Genomic DNA, 24155 nt, shown 5'->3' with positions numbered 1-24155 from the left:
CTAAAATCAAAACGTTGATAAATGTTCTGATTAAAATGCGCGTTGTTATCCAGCGAGTTAAATCATCTCAAGTTACAGTGAATGATGAAATTGTCGGTAAAATTGGGCAGGGGCTAAATTTGCTCGTAGGTATTGCTAATACCGATACTGATGCTGAAATCGACTGGATGGTGCGTAAATGTTTAGAATTGCGGCTTTTTCCTGACGAAGGAGGAGACGACCGATGGCAAAAATCTATACAAGACATTGGTGGTGATTTGTTAGTAGTCAGTCAGTTTACCCTTTATGGTGACTGTCGTAAAGGTCGCCGTCCTTCTTTTGACCGTTCAGCGCCTCCCCAATCGGCAGAAGATTTGTATAATTGTTTTGTTAGTAAGTTAAGAGCTAGCGGGTTGCAGGTAGAAACAGGTAAATTTGGTGCAATGATGCAAGTTATCATCGAAAACGATGGCCCCGTAACTTTGTTACTTGAAAAAGAAGCAATTTAAGTATATACACTAAAAAGTGAATCACAGTAGCTTCTAGACTGTGGTGTTCTAATTGATGAGAGAATATTAAATTAACCATCAGCAAAGTTTAAATTCATTCATCATGGCGAAAATCCAGTTTTCTAGAGGTCTTGACGAAGAGGTAACTCCAGATGTGCGCTTGACGCGATCGCGTACTGGGGATAGTGGTACAGCGACGTTTACTTTTACGAATCCGAAAATTTTAGATCAAGGTACTACCGAAGATATTACCGGAATGTACTTAATTGACGAAGAAGGCGAGATAATTACCCGTGAAGTTAAAGCTAAATTTATTAACGGGAAACCGGAAGAATTAGAAGCATTTTATGTAATGAAATCTGCCCAAGAATGGGATCGCTTTATGCGCTTCATGGAGCGGTATGCTGAAGAAAACGATCTGGGACTGAGTAAAAATGAGTCATAGGGCTTAGGGCTTAGGGCATAGGGCATCGGTAATTGTCATGTTCAATGAATGCGCCATTTACCATGCCCAATTATCCATTATTAAAAGTTCATGAGTGACATATAATGCCACAACCCCATCCAGACTTGCCTGGAGTTTTAGTAACTTGTGCTGTGGTTACTGTCAGCGATACACGCACTTTGGAAACAGACAAAAGTGGCCAGCTAATTCAGCAGTTACTCCTTGGTGCAAACCATGCTGTAGGAGCCTACACGATTATCAAAGATGAACCAACACAAATTCAAGGGCAGATAGAAAATCTGGGCAAAAGCTCAAATTTGGATGCTGTAATTTTTAATGGTGGTACAGGTATTGCACCAAGAGATACCACCTATGATGCTATTGAGAAGTTACTAGAGAAAACTTTGCCGGGATTTGGTGAGTTATTTCGTTTTTTAAGTTATCAAGAAATTGGTTCACGGGCGATCGCTTCTCGTGCCGTTGCTGGTGTTTATCAAGATAAATTAATCTTCTCGCTTCCTGGTTCTAGTAATGCTGTGCGACTGGCGATGGAAAAACTGATTTTACCCGAACTCACTCACTTGGTAAGTCAGGTTGCTAAGGGGGTAACATGAGCAGCCGTTCAAAAAGTTACCATGATAACTTTTGTAAAACTAAGCCATGAGGCACTGAAATCATCCTTTATCTACTTACATATTGAGGCTACCCAGAATTATAGTCAAACGAATGAAATATTAATACCAGATCAGTAATGGAACCTATTTACTGGAATTGCATAATTGCTCATAGCATTACTGCATTTTCATACTTTGGTATACCCATAGTAATAGGGGTTTTCTTTGGCAAAACTAAGGCAACTATCCCTCCTAAGTTTTGGCTAGCCTTTTTCTTATCGGGTGGATTCGTACTATTTTGCGGATTTCATCACTTTCTGGCAATCTTTGAGCCATATATGGCAGTTTCCCTGCTGCATTTAGGCGTACTTGATGTAATGGCGTTTATTTCTTTATCTGCTTTACTCTACCTAATGCCAACCGCTTATCAAATTGTAGAGGCGATCGCTAGATATCAAGAAGATACCCGCGAACTGCAACGTAGCCAGCAGATGCAACGGCTATTCCTAGATCGGGGCCCCTTTGCAGCATATATCAAAGATGAGCAATCTAGACTGCTTTACTACAACCAGGAAATACAGTCTAGATTTTCTATAAATTCACAAGAATGGTTGGGAAAAACTGATAGTGAATTCTTGCCAGATCCAGAAGAGGGACGGCAGGTTATGGAGAACGATCGAGTTGTTTTGAAGACTCTACGTCCTTTGAAGCTAATTGAAGAGGTAAAAGTATCTGGTAACAATCAGCCGTGCTATTGGCTATCGTTTAAGTTTCCGTTTAGCGATTACGCAACGGGCGCTTACCGTATCGGTGGGATCAGTATTGATATTACAGAATCTATAGAAGCACAGCGATCGCTAACTGACTTAAATCGGCAGCTAAAAGAAAAAACACTGGAATTGGAAGCAAAAAAACGAGAACTTATATATCTCTCAGATATGGCGGATATGCTTTATTCCTGTGAGTCTGAAGATGAGGTCTATCAAGTAGTAGCTTTAACCTGTTCCAAGCTGTTTCCTACAATGAGTGGTTGTATCTGTATAATTGCTAATTCCAAGAATTATGTTCAAATTAATAGGATTTGGGGAGATGAAATAAGCAGTAAAGAAATATTTTCACTATCTGATTGTTGGGCATTGCGGAGAGGAAAATTCAACCTTTTATCGTCTCGGAATTCAGGATTAATTTGTAGTCACTTAATACAGCCAGTTAGCGGCGCACATTTGTGCGTTCCATTGTTTGGACAAGGCGAAATAGTTGGGATTTTACACCTCGACGCACTTGATGAAATCAGTCCAGAAGATCGACAAACTTCTGAGATTATTGCTAGAACATTAGGCATTGCACTGAATAATTTATCGATCAAACAACGTCTAACCCATGAAAACTTGCGGGATGGGATGACTCAACTATTCAATCAAAGCTATATGGAAAGCATAACGGAACAAAGGCTAGCTGAAGCTGAACGATTGGGACAACCTCTTAGTATTATTTTTCTTGATATCGATAACTTCAAATCTTACAATTCGCGCTATGGACACGTGACTGCCAACATTGTTCTCCAGGGATTAGCACAGTTACTGTTAAAATCTATTCGCTCCTTTGACATTGCTTGCAGATGGGGTGGTGAAGAATTTGTAATTGTCATGCCTAATATGACACTGGAAACGCTCAGAAAGCGAGTAGAACAATTAAGGCTAGATATTGAACAAATGCAATTGAAGGACGGCGATCGGCTCCTCGAAAGCATCACCGCTTCTTTTGGAATAGCTGTATCAGAACCAGGGATTACGGTTAAGGATTTTCTAAATCGGGCGAATCAAGCGATGCTTGAGGCAAAGCGAACAGGGAAGAATCGAGTTAGGGAATATGTAAATACTTATAATTGAAGAATAAAAAATTTAGAATACCTCAAGCAGTCAAACAATTTGAGATTTGAGATTTGAGATTTGAGATTTGAGATTTGAGATTTGAGATTTGAGATTTGAGATTTTACATTAGACTTCTTGCAGAAGTCGGGAAAAGGGGGAAAGGTTTGTTATTTTCCCTTTCCCCTTTAACCTTTTCCCACCTCTTGCAAAAATAACTTTTGCAAGAGGTCTATTGACTCTATGACTATCCTTTGCGCTTCAGTTGCCATAGAAATCAGAAACTTATAAATTTACTCTATAAAAAAACAACTCCCTGAAGATATGGGAGTTGTTTTTTATATTCAAGCAGTTTTTAAAACATTTAGAATGGAGCGATCACTAAACAAATAGTAGCCAAAATAGCAGCGATTATATAAAATACTCCAACTACTTGTAATTCTGACCAGCCAGTAAGTTCTAAATGATGGTGTAAAGGTGCCATTTTCAAGAGACGTTTACCTTTGCCATCGGGGCCCTTCGTGGCTTTGTAATAACTTACCTGCGCCATCACCGACAAGGTTTCTACGAAGAATATACCACTGAGAATAAACAGACCTACTAAGCTGTTTGTTAATAGTGCTACAGCAGCTAAAGCTCCTCCCAGTGCCAGGGAACCAGTATCTCCCATGAAAACGCGGGCTGGGTTGCGATTATGGGCTAAGAAACCTAAACACCCGCCACTTAAAGCAGCACAGAAAACCATCAATCCTGGTGCTGTTGGGGCGACTAAAGCACCTAATGCCAAAAGTGCGATCGCTACTGTTCCTGCTGCCAAGCCATCAATACCATCTGTTAAATTAGTCGCATTACTTTCTGCAACTAGTACAAAACCTGCTAAAGGCCAAAATAGGAATCCTAATGGTAGTGTGAAGCTCACCCAAGGCAAAGCAATATTTGTAATATTAGAAGGTTGATTAAACATCAGCCATAGACAAAACATAGCCGCAAAACTCACCTGCAAAGCCAGTTTTGTTTGTGGAGATATACCTTTATTTGATTTCCGGCGCAGAATTTGCCAATCGTCGAGCCAGCCAATCAATCCATAGCTGATTGTCAAAGCCGAAACTGCAAGCACCTCTTTAGAAAAGTTAGACAATATGCAGGCAAGCAACACAGATACAGGTATAAAAAATATACCGCCCATTGTGGGAGTGCCTGCCTTTTTGAGATGAGCTTGAGGCCCATCTTCACGAATTATTTGTCCAGTTTTAAGTGCTTGAAGTAAAGGTATTACCCAATAGCCCACCAAACCTGAACCCAACGCACACAACAGTAATGGCAGGGTTAACGACATACTTTGCCAAGGTAGCCGATTGGCCATCGAATCCAAGAAAAATGCTGTTGTACCTAACCCTACGGCTAATAAAGAGGCTAGAGCGATTCCAGAAATGTTTAATCCTTGCTCAGGAGATAATTTAGCGTCCACAGAAGTTTCCCTTCACTCCACACTTATAAAATTGAATAACAGTAACTAGGGATACTACCAAGTCCCTAGCCTGAAAAGGCTAATTTTCAGCGATTCCTATATCATCATCGTCATCATCATCGAGGTCGTAGCCAATTCCATCATCTACACCCATTAGGGAGTCTATTCCTTCTTCGTCAGCTTGAAAATCCGGTTCGTGAACGTCACGGGCGATGATGCGACCGTTGTTTTGTAACCAGTCCAACAAAGAGGACTCTGGCTTTAGGGGGATGACATCGGCTCGTTGGTTACGGGCTGCTTCACGTAATGGAGAGTTCAACATATCGAGTCAGGACAAGAAAAGGTTTACGTAAGTTGACATTTAGAGTCTATCACTTGGCACGGATTAATTTAGTTATCTTTTCAACCCTTTAGTTGATAAATCCGCATTCAGATAGAAATTTTTTTATTTAATAAGCATAAGGCTTAAGTCAAGCGATTCTTAGTAATTTTTATGGCTCTACATATATGTCATTAATATCTTGTTTATGCTGATGGAAAGTGAGTGATTTTTGAGGTGACAGGCGATGATGGCAAAAGCGGCTCTTATGGATGCGATCGCACTTACTAATCGCGGTCTAGTGGCGACCGAAGAACAGAAACAGGCTATCTTAATCGCGATCGCCAATTTAGAAGACTTTAATCCTACACCCCGTCCGGTGGAAGCTAGTAATTTGCTAGATGGCAATTGGCGATTACTATACACCAATAGCAAGGCTCTTTTAAACTTAGATCGTCTACCCTTATGTAAACTGGGTCAAATCTATCAGTATATCCGGGTAGAGACTACCAGTGTTTACAACATAGCTGAGATTTATGGCTTACCTTATTTAGAAGGATTAGTCAGCGTTGCTGCTAAATTTGAGCCAGTTTCAGGTCGGCGTGTCCAAGTGAAATTTGAACGTTCTATTATCGGCTTACAACGTTTAATAGAATACAATTCTCCGGTAACTTTTATCCAACAAATTGAAGAAGGTAGAAAATTTCCCGGAATTGATATTCCCATAAAGAGTGACAAACAGCAAGGCTGGTTAGATATCACTTATATAGATAACGACCTACGGATCGGCAGAGGTAATGAGGGAAATGTGTTTGTCTTAACTAAAACATAAGCTTTTACAAAATAGCTCTTTGCGAATGAAGGTACACTAAAACGTCTACCTTGTCAAGTGGAGTTTAATACCTTTTCCAATTTTGGATGTGGTATGTAACTGGGGAGCAGGGGAGCAGGGGAGCAGGGGACAAGGGGACAAGGGGACAAGGGGACAAGGGGACAAGGGGGAATTATTGAACAAGTCTTTTCCTTTTTTCTTGTCTACCTTGTCTCTTCCCCATGCCCCATGCCCCATGCCCCATGCCCCATGCCCCATGCCCAATGCCCAATGCCCCATGCCCAATTCAGACAAATAACTTAACAAAGACTCTTGCTGCGACCTTGAGGTTGTAGAGTGAAATCAATTAGCCCTCTAGATTGGCGATTGATAACTAAAAGGGAAAATAATCATGGTTCAACGTGGTTCTAAAGTACGTATTCTCCGCCCTGAATCCTACTGGTTTCAGGATCTAGGAACTGTGGCTTCCATCGACCAAAGCGGCATCAAATACCCTGTAATTGTCCGCTTTGAAAAGGTCAATTACTCTGGTATCAATACCAACAACTTTGCCCAGGATGAATTAGTCGAGGTTGAAGCACCAAAGGCTAAAGCACCGAAAAAATAGCTGCAAAGCTACAAGGGAGTTGTTTGATGCGATGATGAAGGGTAGTCTTAAAGTCTGAAGTATGAAGTCTGAAAATTTCAGTTCATTCTTTGTCCTAGCCTACCCTAATCTACGAGAGCCGCCCTGCGGGTATTTACGGTTTCTTTTGGGTAGTAATACGAGCTATCTACGGCTATGTAAGTTACTACCCCATCTTTTCTTCCTCGAACCCTCAAATAAATCACAATTGCCTGCTTAACTCAGCTTGAATGCCCGAACTGCCTGAAGTTGAAACAGTCCGAAGGGGTCTAAATCAATTGACCCTCAACCAAGAAATCACGGGTGGAGATGTGTTGCTCGATCGCACCATCGCCTACCCGTTTTCTATTGGTGAGTTTGTTAATGGAATTAAAAATAATGCGATTGCTACTTGGCATCGTCGCGGTAAATATCTCCTCGCCGAACTCTCCTCATCTTCCGGCTGGCTAGGAGTTCATCTGCGAATGACTGGTCAACTATTATGGCTGGATAGAGATGAACCATTACACAAGCACACGCGGGTTAGATTATTCTTTGGCGATCGGCAGGAATTGCGTTTTGTTGACCAGCGAACCTTCGGTAAAATATGGTGGGTTCCGCCTGGTGTTGCTGCAGAAAGTATTATGACTGGTTTGGCAAAACTGGCAGCAGATCCATTTTCACCGGAATTTACTGTTGAATATCTAGCAAGCAAACTCCAAAACCGCCGCCGTCCAATTAAAACTGCGCTACTAGATCAATCGGTGGTGGCGGGATTAGGTAACATCTATGCTGATGAAGCATTATTTAAGAGTGGGATTTTACCTGAAACCTTGTGTATAAATTTGCAACTAAAGCAAATTGAACGTTTGCGAACCGCCATCATTCAAGTGTTAGAAACTAGCATTGAGGCTGGTGGTACGACATTTAGTAATTTCTTAAATGTTAAAGGTACTAACGGCAATTATGGTGGTGTAGCCTGGGTTTATAACCGCGCTGGAGAACCCTGCCGAGTTTGTGGTACAGCAATTCAACGGATCAGGTTAGCTGGGCGATCTAGTCATTTTTGCTCCGAGTGTCAAACGTTGCCGGGAGTCATGAGACGGGATTAATTGCGTCTGTACAAGAGTTAGGAATTTTAACTCGAAACTCTTTTAAAATGCAGGTGAAAGACGTTACAAATTTGAGAGAGGAACTCATGGCAGTCAAAAAAGGAGATATGGTTCGCGCTGTGCGCGAAAAACTAGAAAACAGCCTGGAGGCTAAAGCCAGTGATGCTCGCTTTCCTTCTTATTTGTTTGAAAGCAAGGGCGAAATTGTAGACATCAAAGGTGATTACGCCTTGATTAAGTTTGGGAAAGTGCCAACACCTAATATTTGGTTACGTGTGGATCAACTCGAAGAATTTAAATAAGTAACAAGAATTCAGGAGTCAGAAGTCAGAATTCGGCATTTATTCTGACTCCTGAATTTTTGCTGAGAAAAATCGCATCTTAATTTATGTCTTCTTTCCCTAACTCCTCAATTATCTGTAATTTACCCCGTGTTACCATCGTGGGTGCGGGTAGGGTTGGCAGTACTTTAGCTCAACGCGTTGCAGAAAAAAATCTGGCAGATGTAGTTTTACTAGACATTATTGCGGGAATGCCTCAAGGTTTGGCGCTGGATTTGATGGAAGCTAGGGGAATTGACGCTGACTGATGAAGAAAGAAAGGGTTTGCATACTTCGGCTCGATCTGTGCGTCAAAATATTGAGCGATCGCAAGAAATCATTCGTAATTCGTAATTTGTATCAATATAGCAGGGGACAGAGAACAGGGAACTCTTAACAGGGAACAGGGCCGAAAGCCGCTTGTTGTCTAGGTTTTATATTAGGTTTATGTCCTAAACTACTTGGCGACAGCTATAGCAGCCAAAATAAAAGACAGTAGGTTCTAATCCCACTGCCTTATTTGTTATTCCAAAATTCATCACCTTATGAAAACCAATATCACCAGATTGGTTTTGCGTTAACGGCGGTAATCTTGATCTGCGGGGTCGCCGTAGGGGTCTTCGCTGGCTGGGCGGACATCACCAAATTCCCCTGTGTCTGCGGGGTCGCCGTAGGGGTCTTCACTAGCTGGGCGAACATTGCCGTAAGACGAGATATCTGCGGGGTCGCCGTAGGGGTCTTCACTAGCTGGGCGAACATTGCCGTAAGACGAGATATCTGCGGGGTCGCCGTAGGGGTCTTCACTAGCTGGGCGAACATTGCCGTAAGATGCTGGGTCTGCGGGATCGCCGTAGGGATCTTCGCTAGCTGGACGTACATTGCGATCGCGGAATTCGGCATCTTGATCGGCTTGATCGCTGTTCGATCCCAAAAGTAAGTCTTTCGCCTTTCGGAAAAATTCATTTACCATAATCTGTCTCCTGATTTAAGTTCGTGTTTCCGACGGGCGCGATCGGCGTTATCCTCCAGGAAACCCGCTTTGTACACACGCTTCGCCGATCTAGAGTGCTGGAGCTGCGGATGAAGTTATACCAGTTAGATCGCGACCTGTAGCACTCCGGTTATAGCCTTGGAATTCCCGATACTTTTGTGCTTCAGATTCCGGTACTCGAATTCCTTCTGCTGGTGGCGTTACCCAGTGAGCGCGATGTTCAGCATCACGGTAATATACACGTCCGTTCTTGGAAAGATAGTACTTACCTTGCGCTCCTTCTTGGGGAGCATTTTTATGTTGGTTGTAGAGGTAATAAAGTCCCGCAGCACCTGCCAAAATAGCAACTTTCTGCCCTGTAGACAAGCCCTTCTTCGCTTCGGTTTGGCGATCGCTCACTGTTCTACCGACGGTATCATCAACAGGTGGTGGTGCTGAAGCTTTTTGGGAACCGCCTCCACAGCTACTCAGCAAGGGTACCATTAGCAATGCCGAAAGCAGCACTGCAAATAGACGCGAAACTATTTTACGTTCTTTATATATTGTGTTCATTGGATTTCTTCATCACCTGTATTTGCTAAAAGCCTTGCTGTTGCAAAAACCAAGTTAGAAATCCTGTTATTTCACCTGGGATTGAAAAAACATATTTCACTTAATTTGTAACTGCACCAGCTACAGCGTTTCACTTTCATGATCATCGGTTTTTTCAAGTCTTCCATCCTGCCTTTGAGAGAAACTGCATTCATCCCAAAGAAATATATTGTTGATTTTTTATAAATCTATTTAGCTGAAATATTCAGCAATTTCTCGGTTATTTTTTCTATGTAAATATCTTAGAAAGATACAGTTACTATGATACTTTTTGTCAAAAAGTATACTCAATATGACATCAAAAAATACTAGCACTCGTCTTCTTTTGGCTTTGTGGGATTTGGGAGGAACGCAGCAGGAAGTTAAGAAGGGTCAACTCACTAAGCGAATTGTAGCCAAAAGCCAGAAGGTGGCAGATTATCAGGGCATATTCGAGGAATTACAGAAGCAGGGTGCGATCGCAATCTCCAAAAAAGGATATTCTCTGACATCTCCCAAGGGTTTAGAGGTGTTGGGTGAGGGTTTGAAAAGTGGCGAGTTTAAGTTTGAAGGGACGATTGTCGGTACTTGGGCAGCGAATGCGTTGGTGAAGTGGATTAGTCAGATTGATGTTGCGGTAGTTGGTGCAGATGTACCAGTTAATGGGAAAGGTGCGTTAGCCGAGCTTTCTATTCGCGTAGCGTCTCGAAGAGAAGGAATCGCATCTTACGACGAGTTTAAATCTGTGGCGTTGGAAGTATACGACAAGCTGAACCAAAACTATAACCTAGATGATCTTGTGCCAATTTATCGTATCAGGAGAGAAATAGGCGATCGGGTTAGTCGTGAAGATTTCAATACATGGCTGCTAGAAATTCAGGAGAAGGACATTTTGCAACTTCAGGGTGGAAGCATAGAAGATAGCGCCCCCGACAAGATTGAAGATTCCATTACTACTAAAGTCAGTGGATTACGCTGTTATGCTAAACGCCTCAATTTTTAAACTAAGTTACTCGATTTTTTCCCCTTTTATTTCTTAGTAATTATTTTCAGAAGATGCACAATCATGATTAATTCTTTCTCTTCATACTCAGACATCAACAAAGCTATTACAAGCCATAACCCATTTGATAGATCACTAGTAGTCAGAAATTATGATATCTGGAACAAAACTTTTCCTGATGTTCCTTCCATAAATGCTCATGCATCAGATGCTGTTTATCAGGCAATAGAGCAAATCAGTACAGGAAAACGTTCAGTTATTGGTATAACTATTAAAGCTGAAAAAGGACTAGGTAAAAGTCACTTAATGAGTAGAATTCGTCGCCATATTCAGTATGAAGGTGATAGTTTTTTTGTCTATATGAGCGAAGTTGATTATGGTGACTCAAACAAAATACATTCTAAATTTTTAAACACATTGGCATCTAGTCTAAAACAGACTGGTAATCAAAATGTGATGCAATGGCAAGAGATCGCAACTACTTTAGTCAATGAGGTATATAAGTCAAGCTACACTCCTCAAGAGTTAATGAAGCGATTTCCTGGGGTTTTAGCTCAACATCCCAAAATCGTTGATGCTTTGACTGCTAAAGTACTGAAACTTAAGTCAAATATTGAAAATCCTTATTTGATTCAGGCTATCCTATGGACACTTTCTTTAGATAAAGTTTCATTTGCAATTAATTGGCTTGCTGGCAGAGACTTAGCACAGTCACAAGCTGACTCTATGGGATTACCAAATACTAGTCAAGACGATAAAGAAGCTGAAGCATTCCAAACAGTATGTCAAATTCTAGACTTAATTGGTGATTACAGGACAATAGTCATCTGCTTTGATGAGTTAGAAAGCGTCAATTGTAATGAGCAAGGTTTTACAAGGGCACAGGTTATTGCTCTGTTTGCAAAAGATATATATAGCAAAATTAAACGTGGAGTCTTAATTCTAGCTATGTTCGATGAAACTTGGACGCAACAAGTTAAAGTTGTACCACAAGCAGATTCAGTTATTGATAGAATTGGTGAAAAGAAATTTGATTTAAGGCATCTTAATAGTGATGATGTAGTAACTCTTGTTTCGCACTGGCTGAAAGATTTTTATGATACGAATAACTTAACTCCACCTCATCCTGTCTATCCTTTTGATGAGAATAATTTACGAGAGCTTGGTAAAGAAAAACCAATAGTTAGAAAGGTTTTACAGTGGTGTACAAATAATTGTAATTTGCCGGGTGTACCACTGGTGCAAGTAGATCCACTACATAAAATTGAAAAAGCTTTTAATAAAGAACTTACAGCACTTGATAATACAATAGACAATTACTTTGAAGACAGTAATACCATAGCTGATGCTATACGTTTTTGTTTATTAACTCTGAAAGGCGAAACTGTAGAGAGAGTAACAATAGATGAGGTTGAGGAAGTTATAGTCAAAAATGTAGACAAAGGCTACCTCAACTTTAGAGTTATTGGTAAGGAAGATGGAAGAGTTATCAAAATAGTAGTAGCAGTGGTGCAAGAATCTAGCAATAAATTTGTGAGTGCTGCCTTGAGGAGATTAATAGATTATAAAAAATTTGATATGACTCGTGGCTGCTTAGTTCGTGCCAAAGACGTGAAAACTAATACTAAAGGAAAAGAACATTTAGATGAACTGCTTTCTAAAAATTTAGGAGGAGAATTCGTAAAACTTAGTATTGAGGATATTAAGCCTCTTTTAGCAATTTTATTTGTTCAGCAAGCTTGCAAAGATTATGAAGTTAGTGAAGAAGAAATTTCTAAGTTTGTAGTTAAACACAAAATTGCAGTTGACAACTACTTAATACGTGAAATTTTAAGTGATCCATCTGGTCAAATTCCCAGTGGCTTAATAAATGAAGAATGTGTTCCTGAAACTCAGCCTATACAAAATCAAAATGTAACGAAAGAACTAGACGCTATGCTTGATAATTTAATGGTTAAACTTGGTTTATGAGTAATCTAATTTTGCTTAATACTGCCTTATGTCTACCTTCTCCCGATGTTGAAGGTTTGCTACAGGGTCGAATAATTATAGCTCTACCCCGGACATTTATTCATCCGGGGCGTTCCTTTGCTCTCTATCCGTCTGCAAACTCAACCAATGTATTACCCGATGAACAATACTACAAATCAAACTTCTTGACGGTTATACAGAAAGCTATTACTCAAATAAATTCTGAAACAGTCTGGATTCAATCTTGGGGTAAGTGTGAACTGTGCCAAATCGTAAATAACTCAGAATCGTTAAAAGCTTTGTCACAATTAAATATTTGGACAACAAAAGGATTACAAGAGATTTTGCTGCGAAGGAAGCATATCTTTCTTGCTTATTTGCGTGTCTATTTGTTGTCTGAGCCAATTGAAATATCTGTGAATCCACAAAGCCAGTTTATAGGTTTACCTGATCCGTTGAAGGTATCTGTTGATTTACCAGTATTAAACGATCGCACCTTCGCCCAACGGAAACACCAATTAGAAAAGCTAGAACCCCCGCTGCATCCTGAATTAGAACAATTGCAGAGTGCGATCGCATCCTTAACCATTAGCCAACCAGCAGCGAAACAATTAGACGACGATATCAAAGCATTTTTGGGTTGGAGTAGTGACAAGCTCATTAAGCAACCCAATGCAAATTTAGCTTGGATAAATGATATTGCAAAATTGGGCGATCGCAGTATTGAGCTAGAGGAGAAAAAAACTAACTATCAAGCTGGTACAGATTTTGAAAATGTAGTGCGTGATAGTTTAGAACTTCTGGGATTTACGATTGATTATGCTCACAAAGGCGGTGCAGGTGGTTTAGATTTATTTTGTTCCAAACCATACCCATTATTTGGTGAATGCAAAGCAGGTAGAAAGATTCCCAATGATACCGCAGTGCAACTATTGAATTTGGGAATGTTACGCCGACCAGACCTTTTTAATCAGGCTGCTAAATTAATTATTGGCCCTGGTGAACCAACAACCCAACTACAAGACGCTGCAAAAATACAAGGTATGGCTATCATTAAACCAGAAACGCTTCAGAAGTTAGTCAAATTGCAAAGCAACCATTGCAACTCGGTAGACTTATTTAAGCTAAAAGAATATTTAAAAGCAGGTCAATCTGATGAGGAAGTAGAAAAATATATTGACCAAGTTTATACAGATATTAGTCTGCGAGCGCAGATTATCACAGCAGTCAAAGAACTTTCTGAACAAGACAATGAAAATGCAAAAACTATACATCCAAGTTTCACAGTTACAGAAATTCGCGTTCATTACAATGCTACTCATAATCCCCGATTAAATGATGAAGTAGTTCATGATTTAATAATTGAACTTTCCTCACCTTTAACAGGCTACTTAGGACGAATTAAAGGTAGTGATTGGAAGAGCGATCGCTTTTACTTTCTCCGCAATTTATCTATTAACTAAATATAGTAAAATATATCTCTTTTCTTACCTTCGCGCTCTTGGCGTACTTTGCAGTTCGTTTAAAAATAACTGAAGTGCGATCGCATTTATCTTAAAGTTGAGATATAAACCTAATAATTCACTAACCCCATTTTTTAGTGCTGCCTTAACTTTAGTTAATAGGAAGATACAGGCGATCGCTGGAACTTTCTATGTAATTTTACTATTTAGATGGCTATAAAAAAAACCTCAATTAACCTCTTACCTTCTCTACAATACGCTATACTTAGCTTTCTTCTCCGTAGAAATATGCAGTTTTTTTAAAAATAACTAAACTACAGATTGCTTTACAATTAATTACTTCATGAATAATTAATACTATTTATTGACTTAATTTTATTTTATGAGAAGCAATAAAAATCTTAGTTGCAACCCACCACAAGGCATCGCAATCTTTCATATTTTTCTCAGTAACTATTATTTATAGTTACAAACTTTACAAAAGTTTTATACTTAACTACTGTGTGACTTCATTTACATGAGATAAAAATTTAGTACTGTCGAAGAAACACATTATACTTACTACACTGGTGTTCATTAATCATAAACCTCTACCAAGTTTACAACTTAGGCAAGATGACCCATGTATTATCAAATTTGGAATTTCTTTCTTAAAGAAGATAAATACATTTATTGGAAAGAAAAAATAAAATTTAACAAAAACTTTGACAAAGTGACATGGCAAAAGATTATTGATTTCTTGTCACTAGTAGAGCAAACTTTCCAGTTGAAAAGTCAACTAGCAGAAACAGATAGCCTTGAGCCGTTTCTCAAGTTAGCAAGAGAAAACGGTTATAATTTGACCGCAGAAGAACTTGCCTGGTTTCTAGTTACGAGAAGACAGATTTGGGATCTTTTCGATATTGCCCAAAAAACGCCATCTCTCAAAGAAGAATTACTAATAGCTAAAGAGCCACAACAGTTCATCGACATCGCTGCCGAAAATGGCTATTACTTTTCTATAGATGAGTTAGCATGGCTATTAATTGACATCAAATCATCATCAGATTTAGTATCTATTAACAACAGCGTTGGAGAAATTCTCACAGTATCAAGCTACGGCAGAATTGAAACAGGATACTGGATTTGGCTAGCAGAACATTGGGGAATCGTGCCACCATTTTGTCATCGGGATAAACCCAGCACTTTCTTATGTCAAAATCTCAACAATCCTTTTTTACCCGATCGCTGTTTTTTACCCAAGAGTTACTTTAATCAACGCCTGATGGCAATTCATAATTAAAATAATTCGTAATTAGGCAAAGGAAGAGAAGAAAGCAACATTTAGACGAACGATATTGAGCGATCAAACTTAATTACGAATTACGAATTACGAATTACGAATTATACAGTGAAGCATCCTAGACAGAAGATATATCTTCTATTTAGGATGCTTCACAATAAAAAATTGTTGTTGAGACAACAATTTTGGACAAAATCTAAGATTTAGATTAGAGCTATCAGCTAGCAGAAACGGTCAAACTACCGGGTTTCTGAAGATTGCCTTGTAAAACTACACCCCGCTGATTGGCATGGATGTGACGCAAAATCTTGTAAATTGCCTCAACTTGGTCTGATGCGCCTGCCTTCTCGGCGAGTTCGTCAAGAGAAAGGGGAGTTTTTTCTTTTTGTAGCACCGCTACTACTCGTGTTTGTAAATCGAGAATGGAGGCGGCAGCTTTTTTGCCAGCTTCTACACCTGGTTGATGGTAGGCGTTAACGTTGACCAAACTAGCATATAAACCAACAGCACGTTCATACAAAGCAATTAATGCCCCTACAGTTCGGGGATTAACTTGGGGAATCGTGACTGTAATCGAATCGCGGTGATTTTCATAAAGCGCTTGTCGGGTTCCTTGGAGAAAACCGGAAAGATAATCGCCTGATGTAACTCCAGGATCTATTTCAGTAGATGGCCCTTGACGATCTTCCAACACTTCAATAAAGGTAGCAAAGAAATTCGCTACACCCTCGCGTAACTGCTGGACATAAGCGTGTTGATCTGTTGAGCCTTTGTTGCCGTAAACGGCGATACCTTGATGGACTACATTGCCGTCTAAGTCTTTTTCCTTACCCAAGGATTCCATCACCAGCTGTTGCAAATAGCGACTGAATAAAAATAAGCTGTCCTTGTAAGGTAGGACAACCATATCTTTTTCGCCCTTTCCATTGCCTGCAAAGTACCAAGACAAAGCAAGCAAGGCTGCTGGGTTATTTTTTACATCTGGGACGCGGGTAGCGTCATCCATCTCTTTTGCGCCATCTAGGATAGCGTGGACATCAATGCCCTGTAATGCCGCTGGTACTAGCCCTACAGCAGACATTTCTGAGGTGCGTCCTCCTACCCAGTCATACATGGGAAATCTCGCCAGCCAGCCTTCTTCTTTGGCCAGTTTATCGAGGTTGCTATCAACGCTGGTAATTGCTACCGCATATTGGGCAAACTCCAAATTATGTCCGGCGTATGCTTTTTTAACTTCAATCATGCCGTTGCGAGGTTCCGGCGTTCCCCCAGATTTGGAGATTACCAATACCAAAGTGCTGGCAAGGCTATTCCGTAGATGATTGAGAACGCGATCGATACCTGCGGGATCGTTGTTATCGATAAAGTGAAGTTTCAGGGGCGGGAAATCAGGAGCAAGAGCTTCCGCGACGAATTGGGGGCCAAGAGCGGAACCACCAATGCCAATGGAGATAATATCCGTGAATCGGCTGGCTCTGGGAGGATGGATAGCACCTGTTTGGACTTTTTCCGCAAAAGCTTCGATTTGTTCTAGGGTTTGAACTATTTCTTGTGTAAGTTCTGGAGCTGGTGCTAAATCAGGATTTCGCAGCCAGTAGTGTCCAACCATGCGGTTCTCGTCGGGATTTGCGATCGCACCCTTCTCTAGTTGAGCCATATCCGCAAACGCCTTGTCAAACTTCGGCTGCAACGAATCCACAAAGGCATCATCGAACCGTATCCGACTCACGTCTAAGTACAATCCCAATCCCTCGTGGAAATATAACCAGTTTTGGTATCGTTGCCAAAGTGCCCTAGCATCCATAGGGAAATCTCAAATAAAGTGTTTTTCAAAAACCAGTTTAATGTAAGGTTATAGCGATCCCTGCCTAGCCTTATACAGTTTACAGTTTTCAGTGTTCCTTTGACCGTGCCAATTTTAGATTTTAAATTTTAGATACTTCGACTCCGCTCAGTACAAGTTTTAGATTAAAAATTATTTCGGTTGATGCCCCGCACTTCTTTACCAGACGCTACCGCGAACGTGCCAAGAAAGCGAACGTAGGTGGAACAAATCCAAAATCCGCAATTCCAAAATCCAAAATTGATTGACTCTTGACTTTAAACATCTGGCATAGGGATGACACGCAGAAATTTCACAATTTCACCCCTAATTTCTATACCAATCAGATAATTGTCTAGGGTGAAGCGGTGAAAAATGCCTTCACTATCAAGCTGTCGCAGTTCTTTTAGATCGCTCAACTGCCACTTTTGGGCTAACTCAATAAAAACAAAATCATGTACCCGCTCGTAGGCGGCAGGTTCTAAATTCTTCAGGTCTAGCAAAAAAGACCTGGCATAGCGCATTTCCAGACTCACTGGGCGTTACCTTCACCAAAACTTGAGGGGCCACTGGCACTAGTACCGCTTTGCGTAATTCGTAATTCGTAATTCGTAAGTCGTAATTCGTAATTACTATTGCGTAAGGGTTTTAGACATTTCAAATGGGTGGCTTATTTACGCCAAACTTATGCTATCAAAAGCGCTGCTGAATCAGAAAAACATCAACAGTCTGACCGCTTCTTCATGGGTTAAGATATCCCACGGTTGCTGCGATCGCTTGACTTTTTGTATCGCTTTGAGCATATAAAAGTCATAATGTAAAGCTTCAAGAACATTCCAAATGTCTTGCAAATCGTCATCGCCTAATTGCTCGATTAAGTGATGCATTCTAAGTCGCAGCAAATTCATACGTCAATTATTCCCTACCACCAAACACCAACAATAAATAGTATTCCCATAAAATTAGCTACGCTCAAGCTACGCTAAAATTTATTCGCCCAGCGCGGGGGGCAGAGGGGCAGAGGGGCAGGGGAGCAGGGGAGATGAGGGGACAAGGAGATAAACAAAACTCTTAACTCCTAACTCAGCACTCAGCACTCCTAACGCCCAATGCCCAATGCCCAATGCCCAATTCCCAATTCCCAAATAATTTAATATGGTTGACTATCTCATTTTCTTAGCAATTTCTACAGCACTTTTTGCTTTATTCGCACTAGGACTGAATTTACAGTGGGGCTTTACGGGATTAATTAACTTTGGTCATATTGCTTTCATGACTCTGGGAGCATATACAACGGTATTGTTAAGCTTAAAGGGCGTACCCTTACTTGTATCAGCACTGGTTGGGGCAATTGTCGCTGCTTTGTTGGGTTTGATAATTGGTTTTGTAACTCTCCGCTTACGAGAAGATTATCTAGGAATTGTCACCATTGGTACGGGCGAATTAATTCGTTTGGTGGTAAATAATCAGGAATTACCTGTGGGTGACACTTGGGTTTCTGGGGCGTTTGGTGTGCAAAGTTATCCCATACCCCTATCCACAGAACCAAGTTTGTTTGTCAGATTAATAATGATTGGGCTTTTAACGCTGCTGGCTGCTGTAACTTTCTTTACTTTGTGGCAATGGATTCGCACCACTCAAATATCTCGAACTACTGATTTGGGCAAAAGGACGACTAGCAAGCAAGAATTTGCATCACGCTTGGGTGTGGGAATTGTGTTAGCACTTTTGGCGGCAGCGATTTATATTTCTGGGGTAATCGGATTGTATAACTACAACCCAAAAGCAGGTTTAATGCTGGTGTTGCTTTTGGTTTTAGCATTTGTATACTGGCGCTTAGAAATTTTGGTGCGATCGCCTTGGGGTAGAATTCTCAAAGCCATCCGCGAAGATGAAGAAATTCCCAAAGCGCTGGGAAAAAATGTTTTTTGGTATAAATTACAATCTCTCATGTTAGGCGGTGCGATCGCGGGTATCGCTGGTGCTTTCTTCGCTTGGCAACTGGGAGCCATTTACCCTGATAATTTTCAACCGCAGATCACCTTTGACACTTGGATTATGGTGATTTTAGGCGGTTCTGGGAATAATGTCGGCACAATCTTAGGTGCGGTAATTTTCTTTGCCTACGATGCACTAACGCGGGAAGTCTTACCCAGAATCGTTACCCTTGATGAAGCGCGTTTGGGTGCATTTCGGATCATGGTAATCGGACTAATTTTGATGGTACTGATGATTTGGCGTCCTCAAGGTATCTTAGGGAAAAAAGAGGAACTCACCCTTGGTAAATAACTATTCATCTCCACTTCCCCTTCTAGCAGCCACTGGACTTTCTAAAAGCTTTGGTGGTGTCAAAGCAGTTAATGAGGCGAAAATCGAAGTTGCTAAAGGCAGCATTACGGGCTTGATTGGCCCCAATGGTGCTGGTAAAACTACTTTATTTAACTTACTCTCAAACTTCATCCGCCCCGATAAGGGACGAGTGATTTTTGACGGCGAACCGATTCACAATTTGCAACCATATCAAATCGCCCAGCAGGGGGTAATCCGCACCTTTCAGGTTGCACGGACTCTCTCGCGGTTATCGGTGTTAGAAAATATGCTGCTGGCGGCGCAAAAACAAACGGGTGAAAATTTTTGGCAGGTGCAGTTGCAACCGCACATTGTCGCTAAGGAAGAAAAGCAATTGCAAGAGCGAGCAATGTTCCTGTTAGAGTCAGTAGGCTTGGCCAAAAAAGCACACGATTACGCAGGTGGCTTGTCTGGTGGACAACGCAAGCTGCTAGAAATGGGGCGAGCGCTGATGACTAATCCCAAGTTGATTTTGTTGGATGAACCGGCGGCTGGGGTGAATCCGAAACTGATTGATGATATTTGCGATCGCATTATCACCTGGAACCGTCAAGACGGGATGACCTTTTTGATTATCGAACACAATATGGATGTGGTTATGTCCTTGTGCGATCGTGTTTGGGTACTTGCCGAAGGGCAAAATTTAGCTGACGGTACGCCAGCAGAAATTCAAACTAATCCCAAAGTTTTAGAAGCTTATTTGGGAAAATAGAGTGTGATTGACTTTCTGTTTATGCAATGTATTTAGCGATCGGACTTTGGACAAATAAAAGTACATAAATACTGTGACTTGTCCAAAGTTAAAGTGAACACTATTAATGGTGTTTAGATTAGAGTAATCGCTAAACAATTTCAAGTTAATTTTTTTGACTGAATCAGCATTCGGGGTGAATCAGAGATTTATTTTTTAATCTTCGTTATTTTCTGCAAAATTTACTTGCTCATAAAGGTCGCGCAATTCAATTTGAAAATCAACCGTTTGCAGTGATAAAATTGCAGATTCATGTTCAAGTTCAGTGAATGACCATTGACTTTCCGCAGTTTTTACATATTGCATCACATGATACTGATATTGGTCAATTAAAATATATTCCTTGAATTCGGGAATAGAGCGATAATAAAGAAACTTATCGCCTTGATCATAATTTTTAGTCGATTTAGATAAAACTTCAGCAATTAACATCGGGTTCATAACCGTTGTTGTGCTGGTTCCTGTATAAATAGGTTGTCCCTCAATCACCATCACATCAGGATATGTATGTTGACGATAACGGGGTATCCATAAACGCACATCACCAATATAAACATCATAATTTTTACGCCTTAAAGTAATTTTTAAGGATGCAGCTAAATTTAAAGCAATTTTATTATGATTTGTAGTGCCACCCGTCATCGATACAATTTCTCCATCACGGTATTCGCTTTTATATTCTGCTTTTTCTTCAAGTTCTAAATACTCTTCAGGTGTATAAGAAAATTTTTGTGTTTCTAACTGCATAAAAATACAACCTATGATTGTGCGGTTTGCTCATCTCTCATATCAATGATGAGATACCGTCGGTTCCTTCAGTTGCAGTAGCGCCGCCAATTCTTCAACGCTGCACTCCTGATTTGCCAGGATACCTACAATCTTCAATCGGCTATCATCCGCTAATGCCTTGAAAAAGCGGAGTAAGATGTTAAATTGCTCTGGTTGCATAACTTACTTCTAATTAGACATCTATCTAATTAGAAGTATATCTAATTGAAAAGCTCAAATCCCCAACTTCTCACAGAAGCCGAGGATTTTGTTGTTAAATTTAACTAAATTGTTCCTCTGCATCCAGGTTGAACAGCATTTGCAGAGTTTGCATACAGCGCCTTCTGGCTTCCACATCTTGCTGCGATCGCAATTGCACCATCGGGTCATGTAAAATTTTATTGACAATTCCCCGTGTTAATGCCTCTATTATTTCTTGATGTTTGTCAGCGAATTCCGAACCCAATCTCGACAAAGCTTTTTCTAACTCTTGTTCGCGGATGGTTTCGACTTTATTTCGCAGACAGCTAATAGTAGTAACAGTTTCCAGACTGCGCCACCAAATATCAAAGGCTTCCACTTCTTCTTCTAAAAGTCGCTCGGCTTCCTGTGCAATCTTCCGACGGCTTTCGTAGTTTTGCGCTACAACAGCCTTCAAATCATCCACATTAAACGCTTGCACATTTTCCAGTTCATTTACATCCGCATGGACATTACGCGGCACAGAAATATCAAATAACATTAAAGAGCGCTGAACTTCTAAAATCATTTCTAACTTGGCACGGTCAAGTATTGGCTCTGTTGCCGAAGTACTTGTAAATACTAGATCGCTATCGGCAATTACGCTCATCATTTCCGATAGTGGATGAATTTTGATCGGTTGTTGAGGGAACAGCTTTGCTAATTCTTGGGCGCGATCGCGAGAGCGATTTACAATACTAATTTCCACAGCACCTTTAGAAATGAGGTGTTGCACCAACAGCCGCGACATTTTACCAGCACCCAAAATTACCACTCGGCAAGCTGCCAAATTTGCCACTTTTAGCTGTGCTAACTCCACAGCTGCCGAACTGATAGAGACAGCGCCAGTACCAATACTAGTTTCAGTGCGAACCCGCTTCCCAGCTGTCAGCGCTTGTTTAAATAATCGATTCAAAATGGTTTTTATACCGCTATATTGCTGTCCCAGTTTGTGAGTAGTTTTCACCTGAGCCAGAATTTGACCTTCTCCGAGTACCAGACTATCTAAACCACCTGCTACCCGCATAACGTGCATTACTGCATCATCATGTAGCAGCATAAATAAGTGTTGTCGTAGAGAAAGCACGGGTAATTTACTATATTCCGCAAGAAACTGCGTTACTTCCCGAATACCTTGGTCTGCTTCACTGGCAACAATATAAATTTCTAGGCGGTTACAAGTGCTGAGAATTGCAACTTCGTCAATATGGGGATAGCTGGCCAGTTGAGCGATCGCACTTTCAATTTGTGGTTCTGGAATGCTCAGTTTTTCCCGGACTTCTACTGGGGCTGTTTTATGGCTTAACCCCACCACTGCTATATTCATTTGCTAAATGTAGTTACTAGTTGGTAGTTGAAAATAGGGCATTGAGTGAGAATAGGGAATGGGGAATTTTTGTTTATTGGTTGATAATTTTTCCAACTAATAAACAATAACTAATCACTAAATACTAACTACTAACTAGTGTAACGATGAAGCATTTGGTTAACTATTTTTCCATTTCATAGAAAGATTTATTTCCTAATGCTTCACCTCTACTTTTACCATTCCCCATTCCCTAAAAATTAGTTCAGTTGGAGAGTCTTGGGTTTACCAAACATGTGAATTGTATCAACAAATCGAGCCGTATTCGATTGGTTGGAAATTACCAAGCTTTGAGTTCTTGCTCCACCGCTGAAGAAACGTACACCTTCCATGAGATTACCACTGGTAATGCCGCAAGCAGCGAACAGAACAGTTTTACCAGATGCCAGTTCATGAGCATCATAGACCTTATCAGGGTCATTGATATTCATAGACTTTAAGCGATCGATGTTGGCTTCTCTGCTTTCTCCAATCAGACCTGTTTTTACTACTGCTGGATCGTAGATCAGTTGACCTTGGAAATGTCCACCCAAGGCACGCATTGCTGCTGCCGAGATTACACCTTCAGGAGCCGCACCGATACCCATCAGCGCGTGGATATTAGTTCCAGCAAAGCCACAGCTAATGGCTGCACCCACATCACCATCTGAAATTAGAGCGACTCTTGCTCCAGCCTCACGGATTTCTTTAATTAAATCGTTGTGGCGTTCGCGCTTCATGACCACAACTACGAGTTCTTCAATCGAGCGCTCTAGACACTCAGAGAGAATCTTCAGGTTTTCTGTTGCTGACTTGTTGATGTCTACCTTGCCCTTAGCTGCGGGAGGTGCTGCTAACTTTTTCATGTAAAAGTCAGGAGCAGCAAATAATCCACCCTTTTCAGAAATTGCCAAGACAGCCATCGAACCAGGTTGTCCATAAGCTACCAAGTTCGTACCTTCACAAGGGTCAACGGCGATATCAATTTCAACTAGTTCATCAGGATTACAGAGAGCTTCGGCATTTGGTTGAGTACAGATACCAACTTCTTCCCCGATGTATAACATAGGCGCGTCGTCGCGTTCGCCTTCCCCAATCACAATGCGACCGCGCATATAGATTTTATTCATCCGTTCCCGCATAGCTTCCACAGCTACCTGGTCAGCGATGTTTTTTTCGCCTTTACCCATCCACTTTGCGGATGCGATCGCCGCTTGCTCTACTACTTCAATAATCTCTAACCCAAGTGTATTTTCCACAGAGTCTGCCCTCTCAACTGCTTGAATTTCCGCCGCTTTATCTGGCCATTTCAGTTTTCAAGTCTACCAAAGGGCGGATACACGTGGAAGAAAGTTAAGTTTTACTGCTAACTGGTTACAAAAGTGCCAGTTAACACATCTTTATTTTTTACTCTTAACTACTCCAGTATAAAGCGTGTTTAAAAGCAACTAAGTTAAGAACTTGCACAAATGGGTAGCTGACTTTTCCCGTTAAGTCTCTTTTGCAAGCAGCCAACCTTCACAAAGGTCA

Annotated in this window: 24 protein-coding genes and 2 pseudogenes; 15 read left to right on the top strand and 11 right to left on the bottom strand. The window is 40.9% G+C overall.

Annotated elements, in window-relative coordinates; all coding sequences use genetic code 11:
• The first annotated feature begins 35 nt into the window (after positions 1–35).
• The 4 genes from dtd to RMX89_RS20480 all read left to right on the top strand — a co-directional run bounded on the left by dtd (position 36) and on the right by RMX89_RS20480 (position 3436).
• Positions 36–488: a D-aminoacyl-tRNA deacylase gene (dtd, locus tag RMX89_RS20495; protein ID WP_322674941.1), complete on the top strand. Its 453-nt coding sequence runs from the start codon at positions 36–38 to the stop codon at positions 486–488.
• Positions 489–591: 103 nt separating this feature from the next.
• Positions 592–933 carry a photosystem II reaction center protein Psb28 gene (gene psb28 / locus RMX89_RS20490; RefSeq protein WP_322674906.1) on the top strand — a complete coding sequence of 114 codons (342 nt, stop codon included), beginning with the start codon at positions 592–594 and terminating at the stop codon, positions 931–933.
• 101 nt (positions 934–1034) lie between these two features.
• Positions 1035–1547 (top strand): MogA/MoaB family molybdenum cofactor biosynthesis protein, encoded by a 513-nt coding sequence (locus RMX89_RS20485; protein WP_322683632.1) that lies wholly within the window; start codon positions 1035–1037, stop codon positions 1545–1547.
• Positions 1548–1684: 137 nt separating this feature from the next.
• Positions 1685–3436 (top strand): diguanylate cyclase, encoded by a 1752-nt coding sequence (locus RMX89_RS20480; protein WP_322690230.1) that lies wholly within the window; start codon positions 1685–1687, stop codon positions 3434–3436.
• A gap of 343 nt (positions 3437–3779) precedes the next feature.
• On the opposite strand, the gene mraY is transcribed toward RMX89_RS20480, so the two are convergent.
• Together mraY and RMX89_RS20470 are read right to left on the bottom strand one after the other, a co-directional pair.
• Positions 3780–4883: a phospho-N-acetylmuramoyl-pentapeptide-transferase gene (gene mraY, locus RMX89_RS20475; protein ID WP_322690229.1), complete on the bottom strand. Its 1104-nt coding sequence runs from the start codon at positions 4881–4883 to the stop codon at positions 3780–3782.
• A 79-nt stretch (positions 4884–4962) separates the two neighbouring features.
• On the bottom strand, positions 4963–5205 hold the full coding sequence (locus RMX89_RS20470; protein WP_094349539.1) for a DUF3134 domain-containing protein: 243 nt from the start codon (positions 5203–5205) through the stop codon (positions 4963–4965).
• Positions 5206–5449: 244 nt separating this feature from the next.
• Here RMX89_RS20470 and RMX89_RS20465 point away from each other — a divergent pair, with 244 nt between their 5' ends.
• From RMX89_RS20465 to RMX89_RS20445, 5 genes and pseudogenes are all read left to right on the top strand, one after another.
• On the top strand, positions 5450–6034 hold the full coding sequence (locus RMX89_RS20465) for a PAP/fibrillin family protein (RefSeq protein ID WP_322690228.1): 585 nt from the start codon (positions 5450–5452) through the stop codon (positions 6032–6034).
• Between the two features lie 391 nt (positions 6035–6425).
• Entirely contained in the window at positions 6426–6641 is a 216-nt protein-coding gene (locus RMX89_RS20460) for a photosystem I reaction center subunit IV (RefSeq protein ID WP_094349537.1), read from the top strand.
• A gap of 248 nt (positions 6642–6889) precedes the next feature.
• Entirely contained in the window at positions 6890–7750 is an 861-nt protein-coding gene (locus RMX89_RS20455; protein WP_322690227.1) for a DNA-formamidopyrimidine glycosylase, read from the top strand.
• An 86-nt stretch (positions 7751–7836) separates the two neighbouring features.
• On the top strand, positions 7837–8052 hold the full coding sequence (locus tag RMX89_RS20450) for an NAD(P)H-quinone oxidoreductase subunit O (RefSeq protein WP_322663474.1): 216 nt from the start codon (positions 7837–7839) through the stop codon (positions 8050–8052).
• An 86-nt stretch (positions 8053–8138) separates the two neighbouring features.
• Positions 8139–8330, top strand: a pseudogene (locus tag RMX89_RS20445) (lactate/malate family dehydrogenase); the annotation flags it as partial.
• A 317-nt stretch (positions 8331–8647) separates the two neighbouring features.
• Here RMX89_RS20445 and RMX89_RS34550 read toward each other — a convergent pair.
• Together RMX89_RS34550 and RMX89_RS20440 are read right to left on the bottom strand one after the other, a co-directional pair.
• Entirely contained in the window at positions 8648–9040 is a 393-nt protein-coding gene (locus tag RMX89_RS34550) for a translation initiation factor (RefSeq protein WP_322674975.1), read from the bottom strand.
• A gap of 90 nt (positions 9041–9130) precedes the next feature.
• Positions 9131–9613, bottom strand: coding sequence for a hypothetical protein (locus RMX89_RS20440; protein ID WP_322674976.1), 483 nt, complete (start codon positions 9611–9613; stop codon positions 9131–9133).
• 331 nt (positions 9614–9944) lie between these two features.
• Between RMX89_RS20440 and RMX89_RS20435 the strand changes: the two genes are divergently transcribed.
• The 4 genes from RMX89_RS20435 (at position 9945) to RMX89_RS20420 (ending at position 15350) form a co-directional block, all read left to right on the top strand.
• Positions 9945–10634 (top strand): hypothetical protein, encoded by a 690-nt coding sequence (locus RMX89_RS20435; protein WP_322690226.1) that lies wholly within the window; start codon positions 9945–9947, stop codon positions 10632–10634.
• 63 nt (positions 10635–10697) lie between these two features.
• The gene (locus RMX89_RS20430; RefSeq protein WP_322690225.1) at positions 10698–12605 is read left to right on the top strand and encodes a P-loop NTPase fold protein; all 1908 of its coding nucleotides are present in this window, start codon (positions 10698–10700) and stop codon (positions 12603–12605) included.
• A complete protein-coding gene (locus RMX89_RS20425) occupies positions 12602–14068 on the top strand; it encodes a DUF1802 family protein (protein WP_322690224.1) in 1467 nt (488 codons plus the stop codon). Before RMX89_RS20430 ends, RMX89_RS20425 begins: the two co-directional genes overlap by 4 nt.
• Before the next feature lie 622 nt (positions 14069–14690).
• A complete protein-coding gene (locus tag RMX89_RS20420; RefSeq protein WP_322674982.1) occupies positions 14691–15350 on the top strand; it encodes a Nif11-like leader peptide family natural product precursor in 660 nt (219 codons plus the stop codon).
• Between the two features lie 217 nt (positions 15351–15567).
• Here the strand turns inward: RMX89_RS20420 and RMX89_RS20415 are convergent, their stop codons facing one another.
• The 3 genes from RMX89_RS20415 to RMX89_RS20405 all read right to left on the bottom strand — a co-directional run bounded on the left by RMX89_RS20415 (position 15568) and on the right by RMX89_RS20405 (position 18080).
• Complete coding sequence (locus tag RMX89_RS20415; protein ID WP_322690223.1) at positions 15568–17154, bottom strand: glucose-6-phosphate isomerase; 1587 nt, start codon at positions 17152–17154, stop codon at positions 15568–15570.
• A 296-nt stretch (positions 17155–17450) separates the two neighbouring features.
• Positions 17451–17708, bottom strand: a complete 258-nt coding sequence (locus RMX89_RS20410) for a cytotoxic translational repressor of toxin-antitoxin stability system (RefSeq protein ID WP_251959737.1) — start codon at positions 17706–17708, stop codon at positions 17451–17453.
• Positions 17709–17882: 174 nt separating this feature from the next.
• Positions 17883–18080 (bottom strand): hypothetical protein, encoded by a 198-nt coding sequence (locus RMX89_RS20405; RefSeq protein WP_104907481.1) that lies wholly within the window; start codon positions 18078–18080, stop codon positions 17883–17885.
• A gap of 247 nt (positions 18081–18327) precedes the next feature.
• Between RMX89_RS20405 and RMX89_RS20400 the strand changes: the two genes are divergently transcribed.
• Positions 18328–19461: a branched-chain amino acid ABC transporter permease gene (locus RMX89_RS20400; protein WP_322674984.1), complete on the top strand. Its 1134-nt coding sequence runs from the start codon at positions 18328–18330 to the stop codon at positions 19459–19461.
• Positions 19451–20233 carry an ABC transporter ATP-binding protein gene (locus RMX89_RS20395; protein WP_322690222.1) on the top strand — a complete coding sequence of 261 codons (783 nt, stop codon included), beginning with the start codon at positions 19451–19453 and terminating at the stop codon, positions 20231–20233. The genes RMX89_RS20400 and RMX89_RS20395 overlap by 11 nt, the downstream gene beginning before the upstream one ends.
• 195 nt (positions 20234–20428) lie before the next feature.
• Here the strand turns inward: RMX89_RS20395 and RMX89_RS20390 are convergent, their stop codons facing one another.
• From RMX89_RS20390 to glpX, 4 genes and pseudogenes are all read right to left on the bottom strand, one after another.
• Positions 20429–21019 carry a Uma2 family endonuclease gene (locus tag RMX89_RS20390; protein ID WP_322690221.1) on the bottom strand — a complete coding sequence of 197 codons (591 nt, stop codon included), beginning with the start codon at positions 21017–21019 and terminating at the stop codon, positions 20429–20431.
• A 45-nt stretch (positions 21020–21064) separates the two neighbouring features.
• Positions 21065–21220, bottom strand: a pseudogene (locus RMX89_RS20385) (ArsR/SmtB family transcription factor); the annotation flags it as partial.
• A gap of 100 nt (positions 21221–21320) precedes the next feature.
• Positions 21321–22607 (bottom strand): glutamyl-tRNA reductase, encoded by a 1287-nt coding sequence (locus RMX89_RS20380; RefSeq protein ID WP_322690220.1) that lies wholly within the window; start codon positions 22605–22607, stop codon positions 21321–21323.
• A 239-nt stretch (positions 22608–22846) separates the two neighbouring features.
• Positions 22847–23884 (bottom strand): class II fructose-bisphosphatase, encoded by a 1038-nt coding sequence (glpX, locus tag RMX89_RS20375; protein WP_322690219.1) that lies wholly within the window; start codon positions 23882–23884, stop codon positions 22847–22849.
• Positions 23885–24155: the final 271 nt, after the last annotated feature.

It is taken from the genome of Nostoc sp. DedSLP04 (genome assembly GCF_034530775.1).
In the GTDB taxonomy this organism is placed as follows: Bacteria; Cyanobacteriota; Cyanobacteriia; order Cyanobacteriales; family Nostocaceae; genus Nostoc.
This window is presented reverse-complemented; position numbering and strand designations above follow the sequence as displayed.